The organism is Mycoplasma putrefaciens KS1, from assembly GCF_000224105.1.
GTDB classification, from domain to species: Bacteria; Bacillota_I; Bacilli_A; order Mycoplasmatales; family Mycoplasmataceae; genus Mycoplasma; species Mycoplasma putrefaciens.
In genome coordinates this window covers 286,283-305,740 of sequence record NC_015946.1, presented here as the reverse complement: position 1 = coordinate 305,740, position 19,458 = coordinate 286,283, and the positions used below count along the sequence as shown (strand labels likewise).

Here is a 19,458-nt window from a genome sequence, read left to right as displayed (position 1 = left end):
TATTGTTATAATTAGAAAATTGCATTTCATCTAATATTCAGTTTTCAAAGAACAATCGTTTGTCAGAGACTATACAATCTCTGAAAACTAAATAGAACCAAAATAGTCTTTAATAAATTTAACTCCATAGAAAGGAGGTGATCCATCCGCACGTTCCCGTACGGATACCTTGTTACGACTTCACCCCAATCGCTAGTCCTACCTTGGGAGGCGCTCTCCTTGCGGTTAAGCTACCCACTTCTGGTATTACCAACTCTCGTGGTGTGACGGGCGGTGTGTACAAGACCCGAGAACGTATTCACCGCGACATAGCTGATTCGCGATTACTAGTGATTCCGGCTTCATGAAGTCGAGTTGCAGACTTCAATCCGAACTGAGACTGGTTTTTTGAGATTAGCTCCCCCTCGCGAGATTGCGACTCTTTGTACCAGCCATTGTAGCACGTGTGTAGCCCAGGACATAAGGGGCATGATGATTTGACGTCATCCCCACCTTCCTCTAGCTTACACTAGCAGTCTCGTTAGAGTCCTCAACTTAATGTTAGTAACTAACGACAAGGGTTGCGTTCGTTGCGGGACTTAACCCAACACCTCACGGCACGAACTGACGACAACCATGCACCACCTGTCTCAATGTTAACCTCTACTATATCTCTATAGCTTTGCACTGGATGTCAAGCCCTGGTAAGGTTCTTCGTGTTGCTTCGAATTAAACCACATGCTCCACCACTTGTGCGGGTCCCCGTCAATTCCTTTGAGTTTCACTCTTGCGAGCATACTACTCAGGCGGAGTACTTAATGCGTTAGCTGCGGCGCTGAGTTCACCCAACACCTAGTACTCATCGTTTACGGCGTGGACTACTAGGGTATCTAATCCTATTTGCTCCCCACGCTTTCGTGCCTCAGCGTCAATAACAAACCAGTAAGCCGCTTTCGCCACAGGTGTTCTTCCATATATCTACGCATTTCACCGCTACACATGGAATTCCGCTTACCTCTCTTGTATTCTAGTAATGCAGTTTTCAAGGCGAACCGGAGTTGAGCTCCGGACTTTAACCTCAAACTTGCACAACCGCCTACGCACCCTATACGCCCAATAAATCCGGATAACGCTTGCCACCTATGTATTACCGCGGCTGCTGGCACATAGTTAGCCGTGGCTTTCTGGTAAGGTACCGTCAATATAAAGGCATTTCCTACTTTATTTTTTCTTCCCTTACAACAGAGCTTTACAACCCGAAGGCCGTCATCACTCACGCGGCATTGCTTCATCAGACTTTCGTCCATTGTGAAAAATTCCCTACTGCTGCCTCCCGTAGGAGTCTGGGCCGTATCTCAGTCCCAATGTGGCCGATCAACCTCTCAGTTCGGCTACGTATCATCGCCTAGGTGAGCCATTACCTCACCTACTAGCTAATACGCCGCATCCCCATCTCATAGTGAACCAAACGGTTCTTTCAATCTTTTCTCATGCGATAATAAGATTCACATGCGGTATTATCTTTCGTTTCCAAAAGTTATCCCCCGCTATAAGGTAGGTTAGATACGTGTTACTCACCCGTTCGCCACTGGGGTGCAAGCACCCCCGTTCGACTTGCATGTATTAGGCATGCCGCCAGCGTTTATCCTGAGCCAGGATCAAACTCTCATTTTAAAAATTGTGTTTATAAAAATTTAAGTAGATTCTGACTATTTTGTTATTGTTTAATATAAGTATTTTTATTACTCAAATTCATCTTTTTGACAAGATTTGTACAATAATTTGTTCTATTTAGTTTTCAAAGATCGTATTGATTTTCAAGAAAGAAATTTTCTTGTTTTCTCAGTGACAAAGATAAGTATATATTTATTAATTATTTAAAACAATAGTTTTTTTATTTTTTTTAATTTTTTTTAATTTGACAAAAATTTAACCTTCTGAATCAGTCTACAGAAGGTCTAAATTGAAGTATTTTAAAACTAAATCTTTTAAAAGTCTAATTATTGATTACAATTCCTTTATATCTTGTTGAAAATAATAACGTATCAATAATTCCTTGAACACCAAATCCTGAATTTTTAACTCCTAAGAAAGGAAAAACATCTGGACCACGTTGTGATTTACCATTAATATTAACTGTTCCTACTTCAAGTTGTTTGGCAATTGCTAAAGCTTTTTCTAAGTTTGAAGAATAAATACTTGCTTGTAAACCAAATTTAGACTGGTTAGCAATCTCAATCATTTGTTCAACTGAATCAACTCTAATAATTGGTAAAACTGGACCAAATGGTTCTTCTCAAGCTAGTTTCATATCAGTTGTAACATAATCAACCAAAGTTGGATAAATTAAATTATTGTCTCTGTGATCACCAGTAACAATTTTAGCACCCTTAGTTTTAGCATCATTAATTAATTGTCAAACAAAATCAGCAGATTTATTGTCAATTAAACAAGTAATATCAGCATTATTTTGTGGTAAACCAACAGTTAGTTTATCGATTTTTTGCTTTAAAAGCTCAACTAGTTGATCGGCAATCTGATTTGTTGTTAGTACTCTTTTAATTGCTGTACATCTTTGACCTGAATAACTAAAAGCTCCTGAAACGATTTCACTAGCATATTTTTCTAAATTATCAGTATCTAAAACAAGTGCCGGATCTTTACCACCCAATTCTAAAACTACATCTTTTGTTGAACTAATCTCAAGCAGTCTTTTACCAACTTCAACACTACCTGTAAAAGAGATAAAATCAATCAGTGGGTTAGTAATTAAAAGATCTCCAATTTCACGGCCGCGTCCAGTAACAACATTTAAAACTCCTTTAGGCAATCCAGCTTGATAAGCAAGTTCACCTAGTCTAGCTCCAATTAAACTTCCTTGAGTTGCTGGTTTAAAAACAATACTATTTCCAGTGACCAAAGCTGGTATGATTTTTGCTAAAGATAAATTGATTGGATAGTTAAATGGACTAATGGCAACTCCAACTCCTTTAGCAACTCTAATAAAAGTTCCAATCTTATTTTTAGCTCCATACTTACTTGCATCAATAATTAGTGTTTTTAAGTTTCTGGCTTCAATAAAAGTTTGATCAATATATTCAATGCTTCTAATAACTTCAGTTAAACAATCTTTATAAGATTTAGCAATTTCACTCATCATAATATTTGCTAGTTGTTCTTTATTTTGATCAATTAGTTCTTTTCATTTATTTTATAATTGCAATGCGAGCTTCTAAATCAGTGTTTTCTCAGTTTTTTTGAGCTTGTTTAGCGCTTAAAAAAGCTTGATCAATTTCTTGTTTTGTCAAACTTGGAACAACTCCTGCAACTGAATTATCAACTGGATTGGTGATTTGTAAATCTTTATTATTGTCATATAATTTACCATTAATAAGAGCTTTGAACTTGTACATAACAACTTTCTCCTTTTAATATCTATATAAAATTATATATAAAAAGTATTTAAGAGTATTTATGTCTTAAAAAATCACAAGTAATTTTAACTTTGCTAAAAAGTCTTTAATTAAATAGCAATTGTCATAAAAAAACTCACTGTTTAGTGAGTTAGTTAATAGTTATTTAGCATTATTGATTTGATACATAATAATCGATCCGGCAACAGCAGCATTTAAACTATCGACATTTTCGATCATTTCAATTTTGATATTAACATCAATTAGATCTAATAATTCTGGAGAAATCCCTTTAGCTTCATTTCCGATGATTAAAGCATACTTATCATCTGAATCAAATTTAATTTTTTGTAATGGTTTAGCACTATCATCAAGTCAAGTTCCAATAATAATGTAATTATTATCGTGCAGTTGATTAATCACTTTAATTAAATATTCATTACTCAAATTAACTTTAAATAAATTACCTTGAGTTGCTCTTAAAACTTTTTGGTTGTGAAAATGAGCACTATTTGGTGAAGCAATCACAGTTTTAAAGTTAAAACTTGCTGCACTTCTAATTAAAGTTCCTAAATTACCTGGATCTTGGATCTGATCTAGTAATAAGATGTTATGATCTAGATCAATCTGATTTTTTTCAGGCATACTACATACAGCAAAAATTTCTTGACTTGTAATTGTCTCACTAAGTTTTTTGCAAACATTGTCTGAAATTTCAATCACTTGATCAATATTTGGAATTTCATCTTTTAAAACTTTTAAACTCTTTTCAGTACCTAGTAGCGTTTTAACCATGTTGTGATTATAAGCTTCTAAAACCATATGAAAACCTTCGACTAAAAATAAGTTTTTAGCATTACGGTGCTTAGATTCTTTTAGTTTTAAAATTTCTTTAATTTTAGGATTTGCTGTTGAGGTGATCTTTTCCATAAAATCTCTTACCTTTAATAATTATTATCTTGTCTTTTAAAATTAACTTCATTTTTAATTTTATATGCATTAACAATCATTTCTTGAGTATAATTTTTAACTTCAGAAATATTTAAAAATGAATTTAATAATTGATAATAATTGTCATTTGTTTGATTATTAATAAAATCAGCTAATTTGTTTACAATTCTAAAATAAGCATCAAGATTGTTGTTAAAGTTTAAACTTTGATAGTTAAAGTGATCAAAATCATAATTAATCTGATTTCCAATGCTGATTAAAAAATGAAGACAATCTATATATTCATCAAGTTGAATAGCTAATTCTGCTTGACTTTTATTAGATCAGTATTTAAAACTTCTTTCTTCGTTAGCATATTCGCCTAATTCAACTAAAAAAGCAACAATCTTTTTATTTAAAATTTCTTGATCAACTAGAAAGCCTTTTTTACTAGCAATATAACAATCTAGTTGAATTTGTTTTTCACTTAATCACTTTAAGATATTATTGTGATTCATTAGCCTCTCCAACTGTTTTATTAGTTTGACTATTAGTATCAGCAATTAGAATTAAAATTCCTCCAATAATTCCTAATAATCCACTGGTTATAATTAAAAGAACAGCTATTAAAACTTTGTATTTGTAAGTTTGTTTTTTCAAAGTAATAACCATTAAAATTATTAGTACTACTTGAACAAGAATTCTAATGAAAATAAAAATATAGATAATAGTTTTATAAGTTTGAAGAATTGATCAAAGTGAACCAAATTCATTCATTTTATCATCAATTATGTTCATACTTTGTTTTAAAATAATGCTAAAAGAAACAAGAAACATAAAAGATGAAAAGATTGACATTCCACTTGAAGCCAAACCAAAAATAATTCCATGTCTAAATTTAGTGGTTAGTTTTTGATTTGAAGTTGAAGAATTGTTATTTTGTAAGTTACTTGAATTATCACTTGTTAACTCTTTGATTTCGTTCATAAAATTTCCTTTCTTGATGATTAATCATAAATAATTCTATTTTACTTCAAAAAGTTAATTTTAAAATACTAGCTTAAAGAGAGTGCAATTATTTAGCCCCTGGCTTATTTAATAGTTTAAACATATTATATTTATAAACTTCAACACCTGGTTGATCAAATGGATTTACATCTAATAAATAACCACTAGCAGCAACTGCTAATTCAAAAAAGTATACTAGATATCCAAATTGCTGATCGTTCATTTTGTCAAACTCTAAAATGATGTTTGGCATTTTACCAGTAACAGCATGAGCTTGCACCACACCTTGAAGTGCTGTTTGATTAATTTCATGTAAGCTTTTTTTGGTTAAATAGTTTAGCCCATCATAATTATCATCATCAGATTTGATTGTTAAATCACTAGTTGGAGTATTAATTTTAATAATTGTTTCAAACATTAAGTTTCTAGGTCCTTGTTGAACTCATTGTCCTAACGAATGTAGATCAGTCGAAAAGATCATTGAACTTGGATATAGTCCTTGATTATCTTTTCCTTCTGATTCGCCAAATAATTGTTTTCATCATTCAGTTAACATTTGTAATTGTGATTCATAACTAACTAATGCTTCGATTCGATAACCTTGGTTATATAAATAATTTCTAATAAAAGCATATTTATAAGCAGCATTTGATGAATCACCACTAGTTAGTTCTTGTTTAGCTTTTCTAGCTCCTTGAAAAATATTATCAGTGTTAATTCCAGCTACAAGTAATCCAAAAATTCCCACAGGAGTTAAAACTGAAAATCTTCCCCCAATATCATCTGGAATAACAAAAGTTTGATAACCTTTTTGATTAGCTAACTGTTTTAAAGCACCCTTATTTTTATCAGTAATAGCAACAATTAGTTCTTTTGCTTTGTCGAATCCAAGTTTATCGATTAGTTGTTGTTCAAAAATTCTAAAAGCAATTGCTGGTTCGGTAGTTGTACCTGATTTAGAAATGACACAAATACCAAACTTTTTATTCTTTAAATAGTCAACTAGCTGAGCTGTGTATGTTGAACTCATAGTATGACCTGCATAAACAATTTCAACTTTATCTTGGTGTTTTAAACCACGAATCATCTCATCAGCAGCACGCATTCCTAGATAAGATCCACCAATTCCAATTACTAGTAAAACATCAATTTGCTCACGTAATTTTTTAGCAGTTTGTTTCATTTGCTGATATTCAGCTTGATCATAATTTTCAGGCCAATCTAATCAACCCAAAAAATCACTACCTTTTCCTTGTTTGTTAACAATTAGTTCATGAACTTTTTTGATTTTTGCTTCATCAACAATTTTGTCAAAATCCACACCGATATTTTCTAAATTTATTTTAATCATAACTACCTCTTTTAAACAGAACAACTAGAAGTATTTTAAAAGATCATAAACCATTATTAAAACTAGTCTGATCATTTTACTAGCTAGTTCTCTTTTTAATTTTACAGTTAGATTATCTTTTAAAAAATAATATTTCTTATTTGCTATATGTAATACATGTGATAAGATGGTTCATTTTTTTAAAATAACACTATATTAATAATATTGACCTAGCTTATTAGATCAATTAACTATAAATTTTGGTTTCAGTTATGATCAAATCTAGTTTAACATCATAACTATCTGTAGTAATTTGATGATCAACAAATTGTTGATTAAAAGCTAAACCAACTTTTAAATAATTAAAGTTATTTAAATTATTTAAACTAAAAAACCTGTCATAAAACCCTTTACCCATGCCAATTCGATTTAAACTAGTATCAAATCCTACCAATGGAGTAAAAACACAATCAATAGTAGTTAAATCAGCTAGTTGTTGATTAATCGGTTCATAAATTTTAAACCTATTTAAACTAGTGTGGTTAGTAGCTAAATATCTGATCATCACCATCTCATGATCATTTAAAACTTTAGGTACATAAACTTTAATATTATTTTGTCAACACCAATCAATAATTAGTTTGGTTTGCACTTCATATTTAGTAGATAAAAAAAGACAGATTTCTTGAAATTGAGACTTACTAACAAATTCAATCACTTTATTTGTAATCATTAAACTACTAGTCTCTATATAAGTATTAGAAAAATTTTGTCTTTTTAATAACAAAAGTTTTCTTAAATTAGTTTTGTTCATATTCAAAAAATAGTTCTAGTAATGGTTCAATCATCAAACTTGCACAACCAATACGGTTTTTTTGTTTATAAAGATTTTTAAAAACAACTAATTGATCTAGATCAAAATCAGCAGGTAACTTTCCAGAATTAAGAAACTCTTGGTATTTAAAAAGTAGTTCTTTAGCTTGTTTAATAGTTTTATTGATTAGTTGATCAATTAGTATATCAGTTGAACTAGTCGCAACAACACAAGCACTACCATCAAATTTAATTAATTTAATTATCTTATTAACTATTTCAACTTGAATTGTTAACTGATCAGCACAAGTATTAGATTTTAAGTGTTTAATAGCTAGATTAGTATCAAAGTTTGCAGTTTTATGATCTGGAGTTAAAAAGTGTTTCATTAAAATTTTTCTTAATAAAAGATCATTGTTTATATCTATCATAAATTAAAATAAAGCATCTAAGAACTTATCAGCATTTTTTAATGCACTGATTAATTGATCAATTTCAGTAGTAGTGTTATAAACTGCAAAAGTCACTCTAACTGTTAGTTTAGTATCAATCACATCAACTAGTCTTCTAGCACAATGTGCTCCAGCGCGAGTAGCGATATTATATTTTGAATCTAAAAAATGTGCAATATCTTGTGGATTAATGTTTTTCACATTAAAAATTAATAATGGTGATTGGTTATTAATATTATAAAAAGTAACATACTTTTCTAAATCATTTGACTTAATTTGTTTGATTAAATAACTTTTTAAATAATGTTCATAACTAGCGATATTTTCAATACCTAAATCATTTAAAAACTCAAGAGTTTTTTTAAAAGCAGCAATTGCAGAAATGTTTGGTGTTCCTGCTTCTAAACGTCTAGGTAGTTCAGCTAACTGATAATTAATAAGATCATGTTCAATTTCTAAACTCATCCCTCCACCAGATAAAAGTGGTTCAAGCTGATCTAGTAAATGGTATTTACCATATAAAACTCCAATTCCAAAAGGCCCATACATTTTATGAGCAGCAATTGCAATAAAATCAACATCTCAGTCTTGCACATCAATTTTAGCGTGCGCAGCTGATTGAGCAGCGTCAACTACAATAATAGTATTTGAATTTAAGCTTCTAATTTTTTGAACAATCTTTTTAACATCATTAACATAACCTGTGGTATTAGAAATATGAGCAAAACTAACAACTCTAGTTTTTGAATTAATTAATAACTCTAACTTATCTAGATCAATACTAAAGTGATCAGTTAAAAATAACGGTTTAACAACTGCTTTAGTTTTATTTGCAACTTCAATTCAAGGCAATAAGTTTGCTGAATGTTCTAAACTAGTGATTAAAATTTCATCATCTGGTTGAATTAAATGAGCTAGACCTTTAGCAATTTGGTTTAATGCATGAGTAGCTCCACTTGTAAAAATAATTTCTTGATCTTTTTTAGCATTAATAAATTCTCTAGTCAAACTTCTAGTTTGGTTTAAAATCTCAACTGCTTGAAATCCGGTTTGATAATCACTAGAATGTGGATTAGCACTAATATAATTTAAAAAATCTAATTCAGCTTGAATCACACTTTGATGTTTTAATGTTGTTGCTCCATTATCAAAATAAATCATTTTAGGGTTGTTTTTTAAAACTGGAAATTGCTCTCTGATGTTTATAAACTTATCCATTCTATCGACCTCTTTAATATTATATTTAAGCTTATTATCTTATATATTTTATTGTAATATCAACTAGTTTTAGGAAAAGAGAAAAAATTTTAGTAGTTGACAAAATGATTACTAAGATATAATTAAAAATGGTATATTATAATATTTTTTTTGTACTGTTTAGAAAGGTATGGTTAAATGAAAAAGCTTTTAGCATTGTTATCAGCAACTGTTTTTACAGCTTCAAGCGCAATAACTGCTGCTGCTTGTAGTTCAGAAGAAAAACGTACTGATTCTATTTTTATTGCTGGTAATGGTGATTTTAAAATCACTAGTGCAAGTTTGTTAGACTGATACAAATCTTGGAATGGCTTTTCTAGTGATAATGTTAAATTTATTAATAAACTTTATAATTTAATAGCTGTTGGAATTTTAGATGGTGTTGCTAAAGGAACGTTACAATTACCTAAAAATAGTGAAGCACAAAAGCGTGGATGAGATGATAGCTTAAATGATCAAATTAAAAATCTTTTAGGAACTAAAGATAATGATAATACTTCTACTTTATATGGTCTAGCAAACAGAGCTTTAAAAGATTTAAAAGAAAATACTCATAAAAATAAGTTTAATGATTACAAAAAGGATTTAGAAAAAAGATTTCCTGGAGTTAGAAACAACATTAAGGACTTAGAAAACGCTTTTAAATCTGATTATATTTTAAACGACTCAACAAATAGTGCCTTTGTTAGATTAAAAAATCTATTAATGTTTAACTCAACAGTGTCAAATTCTTTATGAAGAAAAGGAATTCAAACGGTTAAGTTAGAAATGAAAACTATTACCTCTGAATTTGCTAGTGCATATAATAATATAAATTCCTTAGAAAACTTAGCTAAAAAAGTTGAAGAAAACTTTAAAAAAGCTGGTGAAAAAAGTGGATTATCTTGATCAGATAAATCAATTACTTCATTTACAAATCTGGTTAACTCTCTTGGTGGAGTAGGATTTGGTGATAAAAAGAATAGTAATGAAAATATTTCAATATCTTATAGCTCATCAAAAGATGTACAGACCAGAATTAAAGAAACACATAGCAGCAATGGCGATGGTGTTAAAAATGGTCAAGATTGGATAAAAGAAATTTTACAAAAAATTACACCTGATGCAAAAAGTGGTTCAGTTGCTTTTGCAAACTGAACTAAAACAAATAACTATGTTAATGATTCTATAAAAGGACCTCAAAAATTTATAAATTATAACAATAATACTCCAAGATCATGATCTGAAATAGTGGATCAAATTCCTTCTTTAGACGGTCAAGGTAATCTTGCAAAAGATCTTGTTTCAGGATCATTTGGATCAATAACTGATTCGCAAAAATATTCTCTTGATAGATACTTTACTTCAGAAAAACCAGTGATGGTTTCTGATTTGGTGTTTACTTTTGCAAATTCGAAGAACAAAGATAGCATACAAAAAGAATTATCATTAAAATCTTTAATTCCTGTGTCAAATTCAGGAAGCGATTTAACAAAAGAACTAATTGAAAGATTTCAAGGAATTGGGGCTGTTTTAAGTGAATATGTTAAAAATGATAAAAAAACTAAACTTGCTGGATTAACAAGATTTGACACAATTTTTAGAGGAGATACCAAGCATCTAAAGGCTAACTTAACCAATGAAAAAGAAACTGATTTTTCAAAATGGACTCAATGAGATTCATCTAACACCTACCACAAAGTTAATAAAACCGGATCTTTATTGACTGTTAGTGAGTCATCATTTTCAGATGTAGCAAAATATTCAATCTATGACTTTATGACTAATACTAATAATAATAATAATAATAATTGGAGTTGAAACAAAGAAGAAAAGTTAGAGCAAAATATGTTAGAAAAGGGTGGCTTGACTACCACAGAAGCAAAAAATGTTTTAGAATCGCTATCGGGTAATGGTGGATCAAAAGAATTTACAAAAAGTGCTATAGCAAATTTGATTAAGCTATTTGATAAGATAAATCAAAGAAATATGCCTGAAAAAGATGAAAACAAAATGTTTACTACACTAAACAAAGATGAAGGGATAATTGCCTATATTGATGGTGATGGTCTTCATATTACAAAAATTGATGGGTATGCTTTGACAAATAATAATAGTGATAGTAGTAATACTAATGAAGAAATTAATACTATCGAACAAACCAAAATTATTAAAACAATAGAATCACTATATAGTTCATCAGAAGGTAAGGAATTAGTTCCCTATTTAGTAAACTCAATGATAAATACTTCAAATAATAATGATACAACTGATACAAGCGGATGAACTTGAGCTGAAAGTGATAAGCAAAGAGCAAATGCGGTAGCTAATCTAGGAATCGATATTGGCAAGTTAAACAATAACATAAGAAATAATTATGAGAGATTTTTAGTAAACACCTCCTTGGTCGACAGTACAAGAACTACAGCATTCTATAATACTAATATTCTAAATGAAGCTGCTAAAGCAACTGAGACAAAATCAGACTCACTAGCAACTCAAGCAAACTGGATTTTTAATTTTTTCACTAAAGTATTTAATAAAGCAAATACGAACGAATTCTTTCTATCTATAGTTTCTAATCAAAATGATAGTAACGGTCAAAATATAGATTTAATAACAAAAATGCTAACAGAGCAATCTAGACAAGAAAGATTTTCAGGTGTTACTACAATGTTTGCAAAAAATCAGGAATGAATTCAAAACATTAAAGAAAATTTTAATAATCAATCTAAAGATGTAACAATTGATAAAAACTTTATCCCTAATTATGGAATAAACCTGAGTTCTAAAATTAACCAAAAAACAAGATTTGAAATGTTACTTGACTCAAAACTATTTGATCCAATTAGTAATCTTAAAAATCAAAATAAAACAGATATGCCATCAACTCCTAGAGGAGATATGCCAAGTGCATTAAGACTAGCAAGAATAGGTGAAGATAAATAATATGAAAAAATTATTAACATTTTTAGGAACCCTATCTCTATCTGCTGGAGGTATGCTAACAGTTATTTCATGTAGTTCAGTACAAAGATTTTCTGATCCATCAATCACAGATAAACTTGCAGAAAAAGTTATTCTAGATTTAAAGCAAAATGCTGATTTTAACTTTAACAATGGTGATATATTTTATAAACTAAATTTTAAGGAATTAATAACAAACAAATTAAATCAATTGATTTCAGAAAAAAAATATGAAGAAATATCAAAGGATTTAAGCACTACTTTGAATATTAGTGAAGATAAAGAAAGAAATAAATCTGAACAAGTTTTATCTAATTTAGCTACCTTAAAATTATTTAATGAATATACAGCAAAAAGATCTGATAAAGGAAATACTGATCAAGTTGACTTGACTTACACAAAAAATTTTGGATTAAATCCTTATGAGTTACAAAAAGATAAAAATGGAAAAGATAAAAATGTTTATGCCATTTATTATAAAGTTAAGGAAAAAGAAAAAGAAAAATGGCTAAGATGACAAACAACTGGTGAATTTACTCCTGAAAATACTGAAAGTTCAAAAGTTGATCCGTTTCAAATTCCTGATCTTTCGTTACTAACTGATTCTGAAGATAATTTTAAAATTGGGATCTTACAAAAACCAAACGATCCAAATTACATATCAAATACAAATAGTGTTATGGAAAATGGCATGAGTGAAAATAATAATGCAGTTGTTGACTGATATAAAGTTAATAGAGTTCCTTTCAAGACAAATGGTGAAAATATTGTTAAATATCGATTTGCCTACTATTTTAAAACAGAAATTCAATTTAAACTATTTTCTAATTTACTAGGAAGCTCATATCTTGACTCAAATCTATATTTTTCGAGAATTGATAATTCTAGCGCTTCAGATAAAAAAATTATTTTAAATGCAACAAATAGGTTAATTAGCAACGTTCAAACAAATTTTACACAACAAAATTCTTCAATTTCTAATATTAAAATGGTTTGGGCATTTTCTAGTTCAGAACCAAATGAAATTTTTAAAGATATTCAAAAATTTATAAATTCCAGCGGTTCAATAAATAAACAAAAGACTCTTAAGGAAATTTACAAAGAAATTAAAAAACCAAACGATAGTAAACAAGGTAATGATCCATTCTTATCAATGGGTGGTTTTAATGGTTTTGTTCAAAATGATAAAGATTCTATAAAAAGTCTAAGTGGTGATCTAAAAATCAATGACTCAGCCAAAAAAGAGATCGCAAAAGTTACAGAGCCTTCAATATTGACTAATAGCGGTTCTGGTTATGAATCAACAATAAAAGGTAACAAAGATTTTATCTTTGTTTTACCCATTTATTTAAACGATATATTTTCAACAAAAAACATTCAACTTTCTAAGATGGATGGAATGAAACAAAAGTATAAGTTAAATGTGCTAGAAAATACTTGAACAGATATGAGTCAAAAATATAGATTTGATGATAAATATTTTGATGATGATATTTCAGTGACAAAAATAGAAGATTCTACTTCTTCTGTAGATATTATGCACAAGAACAATAAATCATATATTAAATTAAAGTCTGGCAAGAAAGATGCAGATATTCGAGTTACTTATAACAATAAAACAATCATATCTGTCAAACTTAACAAAATTGAACAAAAAGATTACAAAACATTGGACATAACTCAAAAATTAGCAAATAACCAAAAAAATAAAGAGTTTATAGAAAAAAATCATAAAGATTCATCTATTAGTTATGACTATAATTTAAAAGATTATAAAAGTCTAAAAGAAAAACAAAATGATGCTTACGATTGGAATCAATCGTTTAAATCATCAGCTGATATTCTAGATCTGTCAACTGAAAGTAAACAAGCACTATTAGACCAACTAAAATCACTTACTTCAAGTATTGAAGATGTTCAAAATGCAGCTAAAACAGAATTATATAGTCAATACTTAAATGCAGATGAAATTAAGTATAAAGAACTATTTGATGAAATATCTAAATTTGTACGTGATGACATACCATCACTAGATTAGATAAACTTTATTTTATTACTAGGTTGCAAATTTGATGATGTAATTGATAAAAGCATTATATTTCACTCTAAAAATTTTCTAATAAAATAAATGAAATTCTTCTATGCTCAGACTACCTATGTCATTAAAATAGATAATTAAAATTTTAAATAAAAGTGCATAATAAACTTTAAGATAAGGTTAATGATTATTGACCTTATTTTTAATATCTTTTAAAAATTAAATGTGGCTGTATTATGTTCAGTCGCTCTTATTTTTTTCAAGTTGTATCACATATCTTTTATATGTAATTTTTACCGCAATTTATACTGTAAATCTCTAATAACTTTCTACAAACCAAACACTTAGGAGAGCGAAATTATAACTGGTAAAATCATTGTTATTATATAATTAAGTTTGATATGTAATGAAATTTCTTCCTATTTAGCATTTTTAAGGAGGTATAGTTAATGAAAAAACTTTTAGCACTATTATCAGCAACTATTTTTACAGCTTCAAGTGCAATAACTGCTGTTGCTTGTAGTTCAGAAGAAAAACGTACTGATTCTGTTATTATTGCTGGTAATGGTGATTTTAAGATCACTAGTTCTAGTTTATTAGACTGATACAAATCTTGGAACGGTTTTTCAAGCGATAATGTTAAATTTATTAATAAACTTTACAATCTAATAGCTGTTGGAATTTTAGATAGTGTCGCTAAAGAAACATTAAAACTACCAGTCAGTACTGAGGCTCAAAACCGTGGATGAGATGATAGCTTAAACGACCAGATTAAGAACCTCTTAGGAACTAAAGAAAGTAATGATACTTCTACTTTATATGGTCTAGCAAACAGAGCTTTAAAAGATTTAAAAGAAAATACTCATAAAAATAAGTTCAATGATTATAAAAAAGATTTAGAAAAAAGATTTCCTGGAGTTAGAAACAACATCAAGGATTTAGAAAATGCTTTTAAATCTGATTATATTTTAAACGACTCATCAAATAGTGCGTTTGTTAGATTAAAAAACTTGTTAATGTTTAACTCAACAGTGTCAAATTCTTTATGAAGAAAAGGAATCCAAACTGTTAAGTTAGAAATGAAAACCATTACTTCTGAATTTGCTAATGCATATAATAATATAAATTCCTTAGATAAGCTATCTAGTAAAATAAAAGATAACTTTGAAAAAGTCGGATCAAAAGAAGGGTTATCTTGATCAGACAAATCTATCACCTCATTTACAAACCTAGTCAACTCTGTTGGGGGAGTTGGGTTTGGAGATAAAAAAAATGGTGAAGGTAATGAAAATATTTCAATAAATTATAGTTCACCAAAGGAAGTGCAAAAAAGAATTAAAGAAATATCTAGTGGCAACGGTAGTGGTGTTAAAAATGGCCAAGAATGGATTAAAGAAATATTAGAAAAAATTACTCCAGATGCAAAAATTGGTTCGATTGCTTTTATGAATTGAACTAAAACAAATAATTATAATAATGCTCAATTAAAAGGTCCTGCAAATTTTATAAATTATAATAACAATACCCCCAATTCCTGATCTGAAATAGTAGATCAAATTCCTTCTTTAGACAATAAGGGAGAGCTCGCAAAAGATCTTGTTTCAGGATCATTCGGATCAATAACCGATTCACAAAAACACTCTCTTGATAAGTATTTTGCATCAGAAAAACCAGTGATGGTTTCTGATCTAATTTTTACATTTGCAAATTCGAAGAACAAAGATAGCATACAAAAAGAATTATCATTAAAATCTTTAATTCCTGTGTCAAATTCAGGAAGCGATTTAACAAAAGAACTAATTGAAAGATTCCAAGGAATTGGAGCTGTTTTAAGTGAGTATGTTAAAAATGATGAAAAAACTAAGCTTGCTGGATTAACAAAATTTGATACGATTTTTAGGGGAGATGTCAAGCACATAAAAGCCAACTTAACAAGCGAAAAAAAAGTTGAGTTTTCAAAATGGACTCAATGAGATTCATCTAACACCTACCATAAAGTTAACAAAACTGGTGCGTTATTAACTCTTAACGAATCATCATTTTCAGATGTAGCTAAATATTCAGTTTATGATTTTTTAACAAATAACAATGATAGTAATTGAAATTGAAACGAAAATGAAAAACTAGACGAAAAAATGCTAGGGCAAGGTGGTTTAACCACAACGGAAGCAAAAGCTATTTTAGAAGCTCTGCCAGAAAAGGGTGGATCAAAGGAATTTATAAGGGGTGTTATAGCAAACTTAGTTAAACTATTTGATAAAATAAATCAGCAAAAAAATGAAGAAAAAAATGAAGAAAATAAAATGTTCACTGTGCTGAATAAAGATGAAGGAATAATTTCATACATAGATGGTGATGGTCTTCATATTACAAAAATTGATGGTTATGCTTTGATAAAAGGTAATACTACTATTGGTAGTGAAAAAATTGATAATATTGAACAATCCAAAATTCTTAAGATAATAGAATCACTATATAATTCATCAGAAGGTAAAATATTAGTTCCCTATTTAATAAATTCAATGATGAGTACTTCCAGTGATAATGGTGAAAACGAATTAGATTGAACAGAAAATGAAAAACAAAGAGCAAAAGCAGTAACTAATTTAGGGATTAACATTAATAAACTGAATTCTAATATAAAAAATAATTATGAAAGATTTTTAACAAACTCTTCTCTGGTTGATAACACAAGAACTGCAGCATTCTATAACACCAATATTATAAATGAGGCTGCTAAAGCAACTGAAACAAGGTCGGATTCACTAGCTTCTCAAGCAAATTGAATTCTTAACTTTTTTTCTAAAGTTTTTGGGAAAAGGGATACAAATGATTTACTTTTATCCATTATGTCGAATAAAAAAAATAGTAGTGGTGAAAATTTGGATTTGATAACAAAAATATTATCACACCAATCTAAGCGAGAGAAAGTTTATGGTATTACTACAATGCTTGCAAAGAACCAGGAATGAATCCAAAGCATTAAAGATAACTATAATAACCAATCTAAAGATGTGACAATTGATAAAAAATTTATTCCTAATTATGGAATAGATTTAAATTCTAAAACTAATGAAAAAACAAAATTTGAGATGTTGCTTGATTCAGAAATATTTAATCCAAATAATAATACTAAAATTCAAGATAGCTCAGAAATGTCAATTTCAAGAGGAGACACATTCAGATCTACAAGAGAAGAAAGGGAGGAATAATGTGAAGAAATTATTAACACTCATATGAACTTTTTCTCTATCTGCTGGAGGTATGCTAACAGTTATTTCATGTAGTTCAGTACAAAGATTTTCTGATCCATCAATCACAGATAAACTTGCAGAAAAAGTTATTCTAGATTTAAAGCAAAATGCTGATTTTAACTTTAACAATGGTGATATATTTTATAAACTAAATTTTAAGGAATTAATAACAAACAAATTAAATCAATTGATTTCAGAAAAAAAATATGAAGAAATATCAAAGGATTTAAGCACTACTTTGAATATTAGTGAAGATAAAGAAAGAAAGAAATCTGAACAAGTTTTATCTAATTTAGCTACCTTAAAATTATTTAATGAATATACAGCAAAAAGATCTGATAAAGGAAATACTGATCAAGTTGACTTGACTTACACAAAAAATTTTGGATTAAATCCTTATGAGTTACAAAAAGATAAAAATGGAAAAGATAAAAATGTTTATGCCATTTATTATAAAGTTAAGGCAGATAATGGTGAAAAATGATTAAGATGACAGACAACTGGTGAATTTACTCCTGAAAATACTGAAAGTTCAAAAGTTGATCCGTTTCAAATTCCTGATCTTTCGTTACTAACTGATTCTGAAGATAATTTTAAAATTGGAATCTTAGAAAAACCAAATGAAGTAAACTATATATCAAACACAAATAGCGTTAAAGAAGATGGTAAGAGTGATAAAGGTGATAAAGTTGAATGATATAAAGTTGATGGTTCTACTTTTAAAGTAAACGGTGAAAATATTGTCAAATATAGATTTGCCTACTACTTCAAAACAGAGATTCAATTTAAATTATTTTCTAATTTATTAGGAAGTTCATATCTTGATTCAAATCTGTACTTTTCAAGAGTAGATAATTCTAGCGCCTCAGGTAAAAAAATTATTTTAAATGCAACAAATAGGTTAATTAGCAACGTTCAAACAAATTTTACACAACAAAATTCTTCAATTTCTAATATTAAAATGGTTTGAGCATTTTCTAATCCTGAACCAGATGAGATTTTAAAAAAAATTAGAAAATTCATAAATTCCAATGGTTCGCTAAACAAACAAAAGACTCTTAAAGAAATTTATAAAGAGATTAGCAAACCAAATGAAAGTAAACAAGGTAATGATCCCTTTTTATCACTAGCTGGTTTTAATGGTTTTGTTCAAAATGATAAAGATTCTATAAAAAGTCTAAGTGGTGATCTAAAAATCAATGACTCAGCCAAAAAAGACATTGCAAAAATTATAGAACCTTCCATATTAACTAATAGCGGTTCTGGTTATGAATCAACAATAAAAGGTAATAAAGATTTTATCTTTGTTTTACCCATTTATCTAAATGATATATTCTCAACAAAAAATGTACAACTTGTTAAAATGAAAGAAAATGAACAAAAGTATAACTTAAATGTACTAGAAAATACTTGAATAGATATGAGTCAGAAATATTGATTTGACAGAAAATATTTTGATGATGATTTTTCAATAACACAAATAAGTAATTCTTCTTCTGTTGATGTTGTTCATAAAAATAATAAGTGATATATTAAATTAAATTCAGGTAGTCAAAATGGAGATGTCCAAGTTACTTATAGCAATAAATTGCAGATATCTGTCAAACTTAATAAGATTGAAAAAAAGAACTACAAAACATTGGATATAACTCAAAAATTAATAAATAATCAAAAAAATAACGAGTTTATAACAAAAAATCATGAAAACTCATCTATTAGTTATGACTATAATTTAAAAGATTATAAAAGTCTAAAAGAAAAACAAAATGATGCTTACGATTGGAATCAATCGTTTAAATCATCAGCTGATATTCTAGATCTGTCAACTGAAAGTAAACAAGCACTATTAGACCAACTAAAATCACTTACTTCAAGTATTGAAGATGTTCAAAATGCAGCTAAAACAGAATTATATAGTCAATACTTAAACGCAGATCAAATCAAGTACCAAGAACTATTTGATGAAATATCTAAGTTTGTAAGAGATGATGTTCCGTCGTTAGACTAATGAAAATGATCCGCTACATTATATTCATAT

13 protein-coding genes and 1 rRNA gene are annotated in these 19,458 nt (G+C 28.8%); 4 read left to right on the top strand and 10 right to left on the bottom strand.

The features are described from left to right. Positions 1 to 130 precede the first annotated feature (130 nt). From MPUT_RS01350 to MPUT_RS01310, 10 genes are all read right to left on the bottom strand, one after another. Positions 131 to 1,653: ribosomal RNA gene (locus MPUT_RS01350) — 16S ribosomal RNA — on the bottom strand. A gap of 322 nt (positions 1,654 to 1,975) precedes the next feature. Then, a complete protein-coding gene (locus tag MPUT_RS01345) occupies positions 1,976 to 3,139 on the bottom strand; it encodes an aldehyde dehydrogenase family protein (RefSeq protein WP_231992271.1) in 1,164 nt (387 codons plus the stop codon). Between the two features lie 46 nt (positions 3,140 to 3,185). After that, a complete protein-coding gene (locus MPUT_RS03795; RefSeq protein WP_231992270.1) occupies positions 3,186 to 3,392 on the bottom strand; it encodes an aldehyde dehydrogenase family protein in 207 nt (68 codons plus the stop codon). Between the two features lie 162 nt (positions 3,393 to 3,554). Continuing rightward, positions 3,555 to 4,322, bottom strand: coding sequence for a TrmH family RNA methyltransferase (locus MPUT_RS01340; RefSeq protein WP_014035012.1), 768 nt, complete (start codon positions 4,320 to 4,322; stop codon positions 3,555 to 3,557). 14 nt (positions 4,323 to 4,336) lie between these two features. Further along, entirely contained in the window at positions 4,337 to 4,840 is a 504-nt protein-coding gene (locus tag MPUT_RS01335; protein WP_014035011.1) for a dUTP diphosphatase, read from the bottom strand. Beyond that, positions 4,827 to 5,309 (bottom strand): hypothetical protein, encoded by a 483-nt coding sequence (locus tag MPUT_RS01330; protein ID WP_014035010.1) that lies wholly within the window; start codon positions 5,307 to 5,309, stop codon positions 4,827 to 4,829. The genes MPUT_RS01335 and MPUT_RS01330 overlap by 14 nt, the downstream gene beginning before the upstream one ends. An 88-nt stretch (positions 5,310 to 5,397) precedes the next feature. Continuing rightward, a complete protein-coding gene (locus MPUT_RS01325; RefSeq protein WP_014035009.1) occupies positions 5,398 to 6,681 on the bottom strand; it encodes a glucose-6-phosphate isomerase in 1,284 nt (427 codons plus the stop codon). 226 nt (positions 6,682 to 6,907) lie between these two features. Continuing rightward, complete coding sequence (locus MPUT_RS01320; protein WP_014035008.1) at positions 6,908 to 7,474, bottom strand: 5-formyltetrahydrofolate cyclo-ligase; 567 nt, start codon at positions 7,472 to 7,474, stop codon at positions 6,908 to 6,910. After that, positions 7,461 to 7,904: an iron-sulfur cluster assembly scaffold protein gene (locus MPUT_RS01315; RefSeq protein WP_014035007.1), complete on the bottom strand. Its 444-nt coding sequence runs from the start codon at positions 7,902 to 7,904 to the stop codon at positions 7,461 to 7,463. The genes MPUT_RS01320 and MPUT_RS01315 overlap by 14 nt, the downstream gene beginning before the upstream one ends. Before the next feature lie 3 nt (positions 7,905 to 7,907). Next, entirely contained in the window at positions 7,908 to 9,143 is a 1,236-nt protein-coding gene (locus MPUT_RS01310; protein WP_014035006.1) for an aminotransferase class V-fold PLP-dependent enzyme, read from the bottom strand. A gap of 177 nt (positions 9,144 to 9,320) precedes the next feature. Here MPUT_RS01310 and MPUT_RS01305 point away from each other — a divergent pair, with 177 nt between their 5' ends. From MPUT_RS01305 to MPUT_RS01290, 4 genes are all read left to right on the top strand, one after another. Next, entirely contained in the window at positions 9,321 to 12,110 is a 2,790-nt protein-coding gene (locus MPUT_RS01305) for a hypothetical protein (protein ID WP_014035005.1), read from the top strand. A gap of 1 nt (position 12,111) precedes the next feature. Then, positions 12,112 to 14,166 (top strand): lipoprotein, encoded by a 2,055-nt coding sequence (locus MPUT_RS01300; protein ID WP_014035004.1) that lies wholly within the window; start codon positions 12,112 to 12,114, stop codon positions 14,164 to 14,166. A 449-nt stretch (positions 14,167 to 14,615) separates the two neighbouring features. Continuing rightward, positions 14,616 to 17,378 (top strand): lipoprotein, encoded by a 2,763-nt coding sequence (locus MPUT_RS01295; protein ID WP_014035003.1) that lies wholly within the window; start codon positions 14,616 to 14,618, stop codon positions 17,376 to 17,378. A 1-nt stretch (position 17,379) separates the two neighbouring features. Continuing rightward, the gene (locus MPUT_RS01290) at positions 17,380 to 19,428 is read left to right on the top strand and encodes a hypothetical protein (RefSeq protein ID WP_014035002.1); all 2,049 of its coding nucleotides are present in this window, start codon (positions 17,380 to 17,382) and stop codon (positions 19,426 to 19,428) included. Positions 19,429 to 19,458 lie beyond the last annotated feature (30 nt).